Source organism: Alteromonas salexigens, assembly GCF_025628895.1.
Taxonomy (GTDB): domain Bacteria; phylum Pseudomonadota; class Gammaproteobacteria; order Enterobacterales; family Alteromonadaceae; genus Alteromonas; species Alteromonas salexigens.
The window spans coordinates 33,054-45,486 of record NZ_JAOTJC010000006.1; the positions used below are offsets into that span (position 1 = coordinate 33,054).

Below are 12,433 nucleotides of genomic sequence, written 5' to 3' on the forward strand. Positions count from 1 at the left end.
GTATGGCCGCTATGGGGCCTGCTTTTTTTTAAAGCCGTGCCGAAGTTATTGCAAAACTCAATCCAGTCGAGCGTTACTAGTATGTTGCTGTTTATTAATGACTTTATTTTTAGTCGTTTAAATAGAAGGTAGGGCAGGACAGGAAAAAATTACAAACATCAAGGAAGGGAACACAGAGAGCCGCACAATGTGGCGTACAGCTCTCAGGCAGGATTAATAATAAAAACCGTCGTCTACGGGCGCCGGTGGCAGCCAGAAAATTGCCGCGTAGACCGTTACACCGACAACAATGGCAATCAGCAGGGCACGCCAGAGCCGGGAAGAACTAATACCGCCAGTACGCGTGGTTTTTTTACCGTGCACCATGGCGGGCGTCAGCGATTGGCGTTTGTACAGTGCATAAAACGCTATTGCGGCAATATGTAAAGCAATTACACCCAGCAGAATGTCTATCACGGTATGGTGCAGGGTGTTCATCAGCTGTAGTGTTGGCTCACTGGACAAATGCCGGTACGGCCCATCCAAAAAGACGTCGTCGGTCATAAACAGCCCGCTGACGGCCTGTAGTGCCACGCAGGCAAGCATGATAATAACGAACCAGCCGCCCAGTGGGTTGTGCCCCACATGAGCAGGTGCACTGGCGTCGGGCAGTGTTTTCAGGTAGCGCCATACGGCAACCGGGCCGGTGATAAAGTTGCTGAATCGGGCGTGCGCCGGCCCGACAAGCCCCCACACTATCCGAAACACGATGAGCCCAATCACAAAGTAACCAATCCAGAAATGCCACTGCATGGCGTCGTCCAGCCATTCGGCTGTCACATACTGCGCGCTGAGCGCCGCCACCAGTAACCAGTGAAACAGTCGGGTGGGCAAATCCCAGACAAGTTGTTTATCCATAGCGGGTTCCGGCAATATTTAAAATGAATACTTTGCGGGATATTGTGGCGTGACGCAAGCCATGCCGCGGTGTGTGGTGGTGTTGTTCGCATCCTGCTGTTTTTTTCTGCATAACCTTAAGGCACAATGCAGTCATCGATAATCAGGAAACTGAAAACATGGTTAAAGCAGGAATTTTTGGTGCCAACGGGCGCATGGGACGGGTGCTGATTGAAGCGCTTCAACAGCAGGACAATGCACAGTTGCAGGTGGCTACGGTGCGTGATGATTCGCCCTGGCTGGGAATGAACGTGGGGGAGCTGGCCGGCATCGGAAAACTCGGTGTAAGCTGCTGTGCGGTGGGTGAAATTAATCCGGATTCTGTGGATGTGATGATCGACTTCACGCTGCCCGCGGCTTTTGAAGCAAACCTGCAGTGGTGTGTCGATAACCGCAAGCCGGTAATCATAGGTACGACCGGCCTCTCAGACGCGCAACTGGCCGCGCTGGATGAGGCGGCTAAGGCTATACCGGTAGTCTTTGCGGCGAATTACAGTGTGGGTGTTAACCTGATGTTGTCGCTGGTTCGCCAGGCAGCGCGCGCGCTGGGCAAGACCGCGGATATAGAAATTACCGAGGCTCATCACCGGTTTAAACAAGATGCACCGTCCGGCACGGCCATGGCCATTGGCGAAGCCATTGCGGATGAGCTTCAGCGAGATCTGTCACAGTGTGCGGTTTATGGCCGGGAAGGGAAGGGGCCTGAGCGTGACCGTGACACCATCGGCTTTGCTACAGTCCGGGCCGGTGACATCGTTGGTGAACACACAGCATTGTTTGCGGATATTGGTGAACGTCTGGAGATCACCCACAAAGCCTCCAGCCGGCTGACGTTTGCCAAAGGTGCGGTGAATGCTGCCGTGTGGCTCAGCGACAAGTCACCGGGTTTGTATACAATGGCCCAGGTGATTGGCCTGGAAAACTAAGATAATTAGTCTTTTTCCTGCTTTCGCGCTAATTTCGAGGTGTGTGCGGTGTTTTTAGTTATTTTCTAAATCTAATTAGACCTTTTCTGATGAGTCATGTATACTTATCGGAATTTGCCAAAATTTCGCGTCGTTAAGCTGTATGACGCAGTTTTATTAGCTGCAAAGATCTGTAAACGGGAAGTAAAATACACATTACCTCCCGTTTTTTGTGCGGTTTTGACAGGAAAGCTGTTAAAACACTCGGTTATCCTTAATCTGGAGGTTGACTTGGCTAATTCTGCCCTTTTGGTGTTAGAGGATGGTTCTGTCTTTAAAGGTACCGCAATTGGTGCTCAAGGTATCGCTGTTGGGGAAGTGGTTTTTAACACGTCCATGACAGGCTATCAGGAGATTCTGACCGACCCATCTTACGCTGAACAAATCATTACCCTTACCTATCCACACATTGGCAACACCGGCACTAACTCAGAAGACGTTGAAGCAGATACTATCTGGTCGAAAGGCCTGGTAATCCGCGATCTGCCTCTGATTGCCAGTAATTTCCGCCAGCAACAAACGTTATCAGAGTACCTCGAAACGAAAGGGGTAGTGGGCATCGCAGACATTGATACCCGACGTCTGACACGTATATTACGAGATAAAGGGGCGCAGAACGGCTGCATCGTGTGTACTGACGAGCTTGATGAAGCCGACGCGCTGAGCAAAGCAAAAGCGTACCCGGGCCTGAAAGGCATGGATCTGGCGAAAGAAGTCTGCACGAAAGAAGTAAAAGAGTGGACCGAAGGCAGCTGGCAGCTGGGCAAAGGCTACGTCACGCCCTCCGAGCCAGCGCAATACCACGTGGTGGCCTTTGACTACGGCGTGAAGCACAACATCTTACGCATGCTGGTAGACCGCGGTTGCAAAATTACCCTGGTGCCTGCACAAACCCCTGCGGACGAAGTTCTGGCACTGAATCCTGATGGCGTATTTTTGTCCAATGGCCCGGGCGACCCGGAACCCTGTGACTACGCCATTGAAGCCATTAAAACTATTGTGGCGAAAGGCATTCCTACCTTTGGTATCTGCCTGGGGCACCAGTTACTCGCGCTGGCCAGTGGAGCTAAAACTGCCAAAATGAAGTTTGGCCACCATGGCGCCAATCACCCAGTAAAAGATCTCAAGCGCAATGTGGTAATGATTACCAGTCAGAACCATGGCTTTGCCGTTGATGAGTCCACGCTGCCAGACAATCTTGAAGTGACCCACGTATCGCTGTTCGATAAGTCATTACAGGGTATCCACCGCACCGATCAACCGGCATTCAGCTTCCAGGGCCACCCAGAGGCAAGCCCGGGGCCGCACGAAGCTGCACCGTTATTTGATCACTTTATCGACCTCATCAAACAGCACAAGCAGTAGGAACGAGCCCGTTATGCCAAAACGTACAGACATACAAAGTATTCTAATCCTCGGTGCTGGCCCTATTGTGATTGGCCAGGCGTGTGAATTCGACTACTCCGGTGCGCAAGCATGTAAGGCGCTCCGCGAAGAAGGGTACCGGGTCATCCTGGTGAACTCGAACCCGGCCACCATCATGACCGACCCGGAAATGGCAGACTCAACCTACATTGAGCCCATTCACTGGGAAGTGGTCCGCAAGATTATCGAAAAAGAGCGTCCGGACGCCGTGCTGCCGACCATGGGCGGACAAACCGCCCTGAACTGCGCACTGGAACTGGACAATCAAGGCGTACTGAAAGAGTTCGGTGTGGAGCTTATCGGCGCGACCGCAGATGCAATTGATAAAGCAGAGAACCGTGACCGCTTCGACCAGGCTATGCGCAATATCGGGCTGGAATGTCCCCGTGCAGAAATCGCCCGGAGTATGGAACAGGCCCACGATGTACTCAGCCGCATTGGTTTCCCCTGTATCATTCGTCCGTCTTTCACCATGGGTGGATCGGGCGGCGGTATTGCCTACAATATTGATGAATTTAACGAAATTTGTCACCGCGGTCTGGACCTGTCGCCCACCAATGAGCTGTTGATTGATGAGTCGCTGCTGGGCTGGAAAGAGTACGAAATGGAAGTGGTGCGGGACAAAGCCGACAACTGCATCATTGTGTGTACCATCGAGAACTTCGACCCGATGGGCGTGCACACCGGTGACTCCATTACCGTTGCGCCGGCCCAAACGCTGACCGATAAAGAATTCCAGATCATGCGTAATGCGGCGATGGCCGTATTGCGTGAAATCGGTGTCGAAACCGGCGGTTCTAACGTGCAGTTTGGTGTCGACCCTGACACCGGGCGCGTGGTGATCATTGAAATGAACCCACGGGTATCCCGTTCATCCGCCCTGGCATCGAAGGCGACTGGCTTCCCCATAGCCAAGGTTGCCGCCAAGCTGGCAGTGGGCTATACGCTGGACGAACTGGCCAATGAAATTACCGGTGGTCTTACCCCGGCGTCGTTCGAGCCGTCTATCGACTACGTGGTCACTAAAATTCCACGCTTTAACTTCGAGAAGTTTGCTGGCGCCAACGACCGTCTGACTACCCAGATGAAGTCAGTGGGTGAAGTCATGGCGATTGGCCGTAACCAACAGGAATCACTGCAAAAAGCGCTGCGTGGACTGGAAGTCAATGCCACCGGTTTTAACTCCATGGTTAATCTGGAAGACAGCGATGCGCGCAACACCGTGGTATACGAGCTGCGTCAGCCAGGCGCGGAACGTATCTGGTATATCGGTGACGCGTTCCGGTTGGGCATGAGCGTTGAAGATGTATTCGGGCTGACCAACATCGACCGCTGGTATCTGGTGCAAATAGAAGAAATTATCAAGCTGGAAGCGCAGGTTGCCGAGCTGGGTCTGAACGGTATCGATGCTGACCTGATGCGCAAGCTGAAGCGCAAAGGCTTTGCAGACACCCGCCTGGCTGAACTGACCATGGTGGCAGAAAGCGATATTCGCGAGAAACGCCGTGAGTTTGGCGTGACCCCGGTGTACAAGCGGGTAGATACCTGTGCGGCTGAGTTTGCCACCAGTACTGCGTATATGTATTCCACGTACGACGAAGAGTGTGAAGCTGCGCCCACCGATAAAGATAAAATTATGGTGCTGGGTGGCGGGCCTAACCGCATTGGCCAGGGCATCGAATTCGATTATTGCTGTGTGCACGCGGCGTTGTCTATGCGCGAAGACGGTTACGAAACCATCATGGTGAACTGTAACCCGGAAACCGTGTCCACCGATTACGATACGTCAGACAGACTGTATTTTGAACCGGTGACACTGGAAGACGTGCTGGAAATCGTGGCCGTAGAAAAGCCCAAAGGTGTGATTGTTCAGTATGGCGGCCAAACGCCGCTGAAGCTGGCTCGTGCACTGGAAGCGAATGGTGTGCCGATTATCGGTACGTCACCGGATGCGATTGACCGTGCCGAGGATCGTGAGCGTTTCCAGCATATGGTTAATAAGCTCAGTCTGAAGCAACCCGCAAATGCCACCGTGACTAATGTGGATCAGGCGCTGGCTAAAGCCGACGAAATTGGCTTCCCGCTGGTGGTTCGTCCGTCGTATGTACTGGGTGGCCGCGCAATGGAAATTGTGTATGACCTGAAAGATCTGCGCCGTTACCTGAACGAAGCGGTAAAAGTGTCTAACGACGCACCTGTTCTGCTTGACCGTTTCCTGGATGACGCTATTGAAGTAGATATCGATGCCATCTGTGACGGCACCGAAGTGGTCATTGGCGGGATCATGGAACACATCGAGCAAGCCGGCGTTCACTCTGGTGACTCTGCATGTTCACTGCCACCGCATTCGTTGTCTAAAGAAATTCAGGACACCATGCGCGAGCAGGTGAAAGCCATGGCGCTGGAATTAGGCGTAGTCGGTCTGATGAACACCCAGTTCGCCATTAAAGACAATGAAGTGTATCTCATTGAGGTGAACCCCCGTGCCGCGCGTACCGTACCGTTTGTGTCAAAAGCCACCGGTATTCCTTTGGCTAAAGTAGCGGCCCGGGCTATGGCTGGTGTCAGCCTGAAAGAGCAGGGCGTCACTCAGGAAGTGATCCCGCCGTTCTACTCGGTAAAAGAAGTGGTGCTGCCCTTTGCTAAGTTCCAGGGCGTCGATCCACTACTGGGTCCAGAGATGCGCTCCACCGGTGAGGTGATGGGTGTAGGCGATACCTTTGAAGAAGCCTATGCCAAAGCCAACCTGGGGGCCGGCGCGCCGCTACCTAAATCAGGTAAGGCGCTGCTGTCGGTGCGTAACACCGATAAGTCGAAAATTATCGAGCTGGCCAGGGCGCTGGTAGATAACGGTTTCAGTATTGAAGCTACCCGTGGCACCGCCACAACACTTTATGATGCCGGCATCATGAGTACGGTAGTCAACAAGCTGTCTGAAGGCCGCCCGAACATCGTGGATGCGATTAAAAACGGTGAGTATGATTACATTATCAATACCACGGAAGGGCGCCAGGCCATCACCGACTCAGTGTATATACGTCGGGAAGCGCTGCTTAACAAGGTTACATATACCACGACCATGAATGCCGCGTTCGCCACAGTGCGCGCAAAATCGGCTGATGATCGCAGTAAAGTGGCCTCTGTGCAGGAGCTGCACGCCCGTATAGCGAAACAGTGATGACATTATTCAGGATACGCGCTATCCTGTTTTAATGTAATTTTGAAGTGCGCCTGAAGGCGCACTTTTTATCTCTGTCTGTGACAACCTACAAGACAATCAGGAAGTGAGACGAAACCCATGAGTCAGTATCCCATGACCGCTCGTGGCGCACAGCTATTGCGCGACGAACTTATCGAGTTAAAAACAAAGACACGCCCACGCATTATTCAGGATATTGCTGATGCCCGTGAGCATGGCGACCTGAAAGAAAATGCTGAATATCATGCCGCCCGTGAGCAACAAAGTTTTTGTGAAGGCCGTATTCAGGATATTGAAGGTAAGCTGTCTAACGCACAGATTATTGATGTGACAAAGATGGAAAACACCGGCAAGGTGATTTTCGGCACCACCGTCACTATTCTTAATTTGGAAACAGACGAAGAAACCCGCTATCGCATTGTGGGTGATGACGAAGCCGATATTAAAAACAACCTGATTTCAGTGAATTCACCGATTGCCCGAGGCCTGATTGGCAAGGAGCTGGATGACGTAGTCACCATCCAAACTCCGGCAGGACCTGTTGAGTTTGAAATTTCAGAAGTTGAATATATCTAAATAAAAGCCGGTTCCCACCGGCTTTTTGCTGTAAGGACGCCAGCATGAAACTTATCCCCTTTATCGCCGTGCTTTTACTTACCGCGTGTCAGAGCGCACCACCCGCAATTTCACTGCCGCCCCCTACAGAGGCAGACCTGGCAGATACCATATCCGTTTTGCAGTTTGCCAACGGTGGTCCGTGTGAAGCGCTTGATGAGACAATGTCAGGGCTGGCAGACTCCTCGTGTGAACAAAGAAAGCAACAGGTTTCTGAGCTGTGCGGCGACCTGGCGCGCAAACCAGTAAGTGTACTGCACGACAAGGCTGATCCCAGCGCGCTGATTATCGCGCGCTACACGTTCTGTTATACCTCGCTGATGAAATCACAGACTTTTGATGTTGAGCAATTTGATCGCTGGTTCGTGAATAGCCTGATGGAGCAGCGAGCAAAGAATGGTAAAGGCGAGTAATGACCCAAGATATTAAAACCCTCAGCTCAAAAGTGGTTTATCAGAACAAGTGGATGACCCTGCGCGAAGATGCCATTCGGCGTGCCAGCGGAGCAGAGGGCATTTACAGTGTGGTAGACAAACCCCACTTCGCCATTGTCATAGCCGTGGATAACGATGCGGTATATATGGTTGAGCAGTTTCGATACCCAATAGGCGAGCGCCAGCTGGAGTTTCCTCAGGGCGCCTGGGAAGAAAACCCGGAGGCTGATCCTTACGCGCTGGCCGCAGGCGAACTGAAAGAAGAAACCGGGTTAAGCGCTGCACAATGGGAGTATGTCGGTTTCCAGTATCTGGCCTACGGGTTTTGTAATCAGGGCTACCATATTTTCCTTGCCAGGGAATTAACGCAGGGCGAAAAGAACCTGGATCCTGAAGAAGAAGGGCTGATCACCCACCGGATTCCGCTTAAAGAACTGGAACAAAAAATTAAACGGGGCGACATTAAAGACGCCACTACCTGTAACGCCTTTGGTCTGGCGAGGCTGCACGGGCTGTTATAGCACACCAGTGTGTCAGCCCAGATACGCTGACTGCCGCGAAAAATTCATCGGGCAGCAAAAAGTCACATACAAAAACGGCGCCCGAAGGCGCCGTTTTTCATGCTCATCAAGAGTTTAATTATTTTCCAGTAAGCGTGAGCCAATCTCAATCTGACGCGGCTTCTTCGCTTCTGGTATGACTCGCTCCATATCGATATGCAGTAAGCCATGCTCCATGTCAGCGGCCAGGACTTTTACATGGTCGCCCAGCTGGAACTTGCGCTCAAAGCTGCGCTCTGAAATGCCTTTGTGTAAGAACTTACGCTCTTTACTGTCTTCGTCATCACTGGGCTTTTTCCCCGTGATGGTCAGGGTATTGTCCTGAACCTCAATAGTGACATCGTCTTTACTGAATCCGGCAATAGCCATCGTCACCCGGTACTTATCCTCATCCAGTACTTCAATATTGTACGGCGGGTAAGAACTTTGTTTTTCAGTACGGGTCGCGGCATCAACCAGAGACGCCAGGTGGTCTGAACCAATGAAAGAACGGTAAAGTGGAGATAGATCGATAGTACGCATAGTCATATCCTCAAAATAAAGCAATATGTTAGTGTCGAGCCCCATCTAATTGGCGGCTCTCATTTCAATGTTGACCTGACCATTCAGCGCCAACACCTCATATATATATTCGCCCCAAGAGTTTTCAAGTCAGCCGATATAAAAATTTTCAAAATTTTTATATCGGCGCGTGTGCCTCCCTTTAGACAGGTAAATTTGGTAACCCGACAACGCCGCCAGCTGAGAAAGATTTACTGTTACTTCCGGCCATATCTACACAAAGTCGTTAAACCATGGTTGCAGTAAACTTCCCAGTTTAAAGCAACCTACTTCAATAAATTCATTGGGTTAGGAGTAAAACTTTGAGTTGGCACTTCATCTGCTTCCTTAAGTAATAGTTGTAAATGGAGGATGCAGTGTTGAAATCTAAAACAGCGGAAAGGGTAATTGGCAGTCTTGATGCAGTAAACCAGAAGCCTCATGGCAACAAAGGTCGCGGCCTTCGGAAAGCTTTGTCTGCGCTGCTGGTGTGCGGTGCTGTCATCGGACAGGTGAGTGCCACACCTGCTATTACACAGGGACGCTGGTCTACTGTGCAAACCTCCACTGACAATTTTCCCAGTCTGGACAGACGGCTAGAGCGCATGCAGTCGGCCCGGGATATTTACGCGATTGCTATGGAAAATGGCGGCTGGGACACTATCGACAGGGAGAAGCTGCTTCGCGAAGGGGCTACCGGGCCTGATGTGTATGCGGTGGTAGAGCGTCTGCGGGTAGAGTACCCGCAACTGGAAAACGTGTGTGTCCAGCATCCTGCTATGCAGAACAACGTTAAGGAAGACTGTACCTATACAGAAGAAGTGGCTGACGCTGTGAGAGACTTTCAGGACAGACATGGTCTGCAAGTCGATGGCGTGGTAGGTAGTTCAACCACCGACGCGTTAAACGTGAGTGCCCGTCAGCGTTACCAGCAGCTAACTCTCAACATTGAACGGCTGCAGGCCTTTAAGCCAAAAATTGAAGAGTCCTATGTACTGGTGAATATACCCGAATACGCCCTGCGTTATGTGAAAAGCGGAAAGGTGGCCTTCAATAAGGATGTGGTGGTAGGCAAACCCAGCTGGAAAACCCCTTCATTTAGCGACTCTATTGAGAAATTCGTGGTTAATCCGGAGTGGCGAATTCCTTTATCCATTGCCACCCGTGAAATAGCCCCAAAAGCCGCAGATAACCCCGATTATTTCGAAGAAAATAATATTGTTATCCGTAAAGACAGCTATGTGGATGACGAACTCATAGACCCCAAGAGTATCGACTGGGAAGACGTTGAGCCGTACGAGTTTGACCACTTTATGGTGAAGTTGCCCCATGAGAAAAACCCGTTAGGGGAGGTGAAATACCTGTTTCCTAACAGTCATGCCGTATACGTGCATGACACCCCCTTCGAGCAATGGTTTAAAGAGCCTCAGCGGGCAGCCTCGCATGGCTGTATCCGGTTGGAAGACCCTTTCAGCCTGGCGGAAATCATTGCTGAAGAGCAGGAAGTAACGCGCATGCTGGAAGATGTGCATCGGGCCCGTGTCAGGGAAGAGCCAAAGACGTTTCATCTGGAAAACCCGCTACCTATTCACTTGGTTTACTGGACTGCGTGGGCAGATGAAAAAGGGCGTATTAATTTCCGTGAAGATATTTACAACCGTGACGAAGAGGCACTGGAGCAACTGGCTGCAAGATAGCCTGTTTAAAAGATGAGGTGAGCATGACATTGAAAAACGTTATCAAATCAACCCGTCAACGCGTCTCTCACAGAGGGAGCCTGCTGTGCTTACTCACCGCGCTGGCAGCCTGTACAGGCCCCGCGGTAGAAGTGCAGGCGCAAAGTTCCGAGCCTGTGCATGATCCCCTGGTTGTTGACAACCCGGATGCGTTACCGGAAGCAGAGTTTAACCTGCAAATGGGCGATGTGGTGGTGCCTTACGACGTGTTTTCCCTGTTTGTGGTGCCCGGCGAGCGCACTGAACTGGAAGTTCTCTATCCGCAGAGCGAAGCGCCGTATGTACTGCGGGTGGACGGCGAACCGGTCCAGAGTACGGGAAAAAACAAATGGTCCTGGCTTGCCGGCGATAAACCCGGCACCCATACCATGGAAGTAGTTAACGCCGAGGGCGAAACCGGTATGACTATCAATGTGTTCGTTAAAGTGCCCGCGGAAGAAGTTAGTGGAGGGAAGCTGAAGTACTATCACATTGGTCCGTATCCCAGTGAGAACGAAATTACCCACAAAGATCTGTACGTTGAGCCCGACGGGTTTATAGAAGTGACCAAGGAAAATCAGGATACCAAGGTCTCTCCTCATTTCACATTGAAAGAATTTATCAGCAAGCAGCGCTCCAATTATCCCAAGTTTGTGTATTTACAGGCGCCATTATTGTTAAAGCTGGAAATGCTGCGCCGTGAAATGAACCTGCAGGATATAAATGTGGATCGTATGGTGATTATGAGCGGCTATCGCACGCCCCAGTACAACCGAGCCATCGGCAATGTGAAATTCAGCAGACACGTATATGGCGATGCCGCAGATATCTTTGTGGATAACGACGGCAACTACCGCATGGATGATCTAAATAATGATGGCGAACATGACATTAATGATGCGGATGTCATGGCAGGGGTTATTAACGAGCTTAACAAGCGCAGTGATTTTAAGGCTTTGATCGGTGGCCTGGGCGTTTATGGTCCCAAACCCCATCGCGGAGCGTTTATCCATATCGACACCCGGGGGATAAAAGCGCGCTGGCGAAAACCTTAATTGCCCGCGGAAATAATAACTATTGTCATCCCGGCGCTCATAAAGTTACCGTCATCCCGGCGAAGGCCGGGACCTCCACCCCAGCGGTCATAAAGCTACCGTCATCCCGGCGCAGGCCGGGACCTTTACCCCAGCGCTCGCAACGCTACCGTCATCCCGGCGCAGGCCGGGACCACCATCTCAGCGCTCATAAAGCTCCCGTCATCCCGGCGCAGGCCGGGACCTCTATCCCAGCGCTCGTAAAGCAACCGTCATCCCGGCGCAGGCCGGGACCTCCATCGGATTACCGTGTCCTATCCATTACCTAGACACCAGTACCTCAGGGTATAAGTCACGCCCATCAGATTTAACCTCTGCTATTAACTGGTACCCCCACCGACGATGCCACCATAAGCCTTTTCTCTCTTAGCATGGCGTTTTCCTGCATAAAGTCCCTTTCCTGTGTTCTATAACAATTCAGATTATTGAGCCGGGTGAGAAAAGGACGGTTTTGGAGCAGTCACTTTGTTTAGGAGATCCCGGCCTGCGCCGGGATGACGGTAGTATCTATCAGTCAGGCTGTTTAGGAGTTCCCGGCCTTCGCCGGGATGACGGTAGTATCTATCAGTCAGGCTGCTTGGGAGGTCCCGGCCTTCGCCGGGATGACGGTAGTATCGATCAGTCAGGCTGTTTGGGAGGTCCCGGCCTGCGCCGGGATGACGGTAGTATCTATCAGTCAGGCTGTTTAGGAGTTCCCGGCCTGCGCCGGGAGGACGGTAGTATCGATCAGTCAGGCTGTTTGGGAGGTCCCGGCCTACGCCGGGATGACGGTAGTATCTATCAGTCAGGCTGCTTGGGAGGTCCCGGCCTTCGCCGGGATGACGGTAGTATCTATCGGTCAGGCTGTTTGGGAGGTCCCGGCCTACGCCGGGATGACGGTAGTATCTATCAGTCAGGCTGCTTGGGAGGTCCCGGCCTTCGCCGGGATGACGGTAGTATCTATCGGTCAG

Annotated in this window: 10 protein-coding genes; 8 read left to right on the forward strand and 2 right to left on the reverse strand. The window is 51.8% G+C overall.

The genetic code is table 11. From position 1 onward, the window contains the following. Positions 1-213: 213 nt before the first annotated feature. Entirely contained in the window at positions 214-897 is a 684-nt protein-coding gene (locus OCL06_RS04210; protein ID WP_262992502.1) for a cytochrome b/b6 domain-containing protein, read from the reverse strand. Between the two features lie 158 nt (positions 898-1,055). Here OCL06_RS04210 and dapB point away from each other — a divergent pair, with 158 nt between their 5' ends. The 6 genes from dapB to OCL06_RS04240 all read left to right on the forward strand — a co-directional run bounded on the left by dapB (position 1,056) and on the right by OCL06_RS04240 (position 8,095). Continuing rightward, positions 1,056-1,862 (forward strand): 4-hydroxy-tetrahydrodipicolinate reductase, encoded by an 807-nt coding sequence (gene dapB, locus OCL06_RS04215; RefSeq protein WP_262992503.1) that lies wholly within the window; start codon positions 1,056-1,058, stop codon positions 1,860-1,862. A 270-nt stretch (positions 1,863-2,132) separates the two neighbouring features. Beyond that, the gene (gene carA, locus OCL06_RS04220; protein WP_262992504.1) at positions 2,133-3,266 is read left to right on the forward strand and encodes a glutamine-hydrolyzing carbamoyl-phosphate synthase small subunit; all 1,134 of its coding nucleotides are present in this window, start codon (positions 2,133-2,135) and stop codon (positions 3,264-3,266) included. A gap of 13 nt (positions 3,267-3,279) precedes the next feature. Then, positions 3,280-6,504 carry a carbamoyl-phosphate synthase large subunit gene (carB, locus tag OCL06_RS04225; protein ID WP_262992506.1) on the forward strand — a complete coding sequence of 1,075 codons (3,225 nt, stop codon included), beginning with the start codon at positions 3,280-3,282 and terminating at the stop codon, positions 6,502-6,504. A 120-nt stretch (positions 6,505-6,624) separates the two neighbouring features. Continuing rightward, the gene (gene greA / locus OCL06_RS04230; RefSeq protein WP_262992507.1) at positions 6,625-7,101 is read left to right on the forward strand and encodes a transcription elongation factor GreA; all 477 of its coding nucleotides are present in this window, start codon (positions 6,625-6,627) and stop codon (positions 7,099-7,101) included. A 44-nt stretch (positions 7,102-7,145) separates the two neighbouring features. Beyond that, complete coding sequence (locus OCL06_RS04235; protein WP_262992508.1) at positions 7,146-7,553, forward strand: hypothetical protein; 408 nt, start codon at positions 7,146-7,148, stop codon at positions 7,551-7,553. Continuing rightward, positions 7,553-8,095: an NUDIX domain-containing protein gene (locus tag OCL06_RS04240; protein ID WP_262992509.1), complete on the forward strand. Its 543-nt coding sequence runs from the start codon at positions 7,553-7,555 to the stop codon at positions 8,093-8,095. The genes OCL06_RS04235 and OCL06_RS04240 overlap by 1 nt, the downstream gene beginning before the upstream one ends. Before the next feature lie 114 nt (positions 8,096-8,209). Here OCL06_RS04240 and OCL06_RS04245 read toward each other — a convergent pair whose 3' ends face one another. Continuing rightward, the gene (locus tag OCL06_RS04245; RefSeq protein WP_262992510.1) at positions 8,210-8,656 is read right to left on the reverse strand and encodes an Hsp20 family protein; all 447 of its coding nucleotides are present in this window, start codon (positions 8,654-8,656) and stop codon (positions 8,210-8,212) included. A 398-nt stretch (positions 8,657-9,054) separates the two neighbouring features. Here OCL06_RS04245 and OCL06_RS04250 point away from each other — a divergent pair, with 398 nt between their 5' ends. Together OCL06_RS04250 and OCL06_RS04255 are read left to right on the forward strand one after the other, a co-directional pair. After that, positions 9,055-10,371, forward strand: a complete 1,317-nt coding sequence (locus tag OCL06_RS04250) for a L,D-transpeptidase family protein (protein WP_262992511.1) — start codon at positions 9,055-9,057, stop codon at positions 10,369-10,371. Positions 10,372-10,394: 23 nt separating this feature from the next. Further along, positions 10,395-11,444, forward strand: a complete 1,050-nt coding sequence (locus OCL06_RS04255; RefSeq protein ID WP_262992512.1) for a D-Ala-D-Ala carboxypeptidase family metallohydrolase — start codon at positions 10,395-10,397, stop codon at positions 11,442-11,444. Positions 11,445-12,433: the final 989 nt, after the last annotated feature.

What these genes read in the sequence shown, in the direction of transcription:
- dapB (WP_262992503.1), top strand. Translation starts at nt 1,056, where the DNA reads ATGGTTAAAGCAGGAATTTTTGGTGCCAACGGGCGCATGGGACGGGTG.
- OCL06_RS04240 (WP_262992509.1), top strand. Translation starts at nt 7,553, where the DNA reads ATGACCCAAGATATTAAAACCCTCAGCTCAAAAGTGGTTTATCAGAAC.
- OCL06_RS04255 (WP_262992512.1), top strand. Translation starts at nt 10,395, where the DNA reads ATGACATTGAAAAACGTTATCAAATCAACCCGTCAACGCGTCTCTCAC.
- carB (WP_262992506.1), top strand. Translation starts at nt 3,280, where the DNA reads ATGCCAAAACGTACAGACATACAAAGTATTCTAATCCTCGGTGCTGGC.
- greA (WP_262992507.1), top strand. Translation starts at nt 6,625, where the DNA reads ATGAGTCAGTATCCCATGACCGCTCGTGGCGCACAGCTATTGCGCGAC.
- OCL06_RS04245 (WP_262992510.1), bottom strand. Translation starts at nt 8,656, where the DNA reads ATGCGTACTATCGATCTATCTCCACTTTACCGTTCTTTCATTGGTTCA.
- OCL06_RS04235 (WP_262992508.1), top strand. Translation starts at nt 7,146, where the DNA reads ATGAAACTTATCCCCTTTATCGCCGTGCTTTTACTTACCGCGTGTCAG.
- OCL06_RS04210 (WP_262992502.1), bottom strand. Translation starts at nt 897, where the DNA reads ATGGATAAACAACTTGTCTGGGATTTGCCCACCCGACTGTTTCACTGG.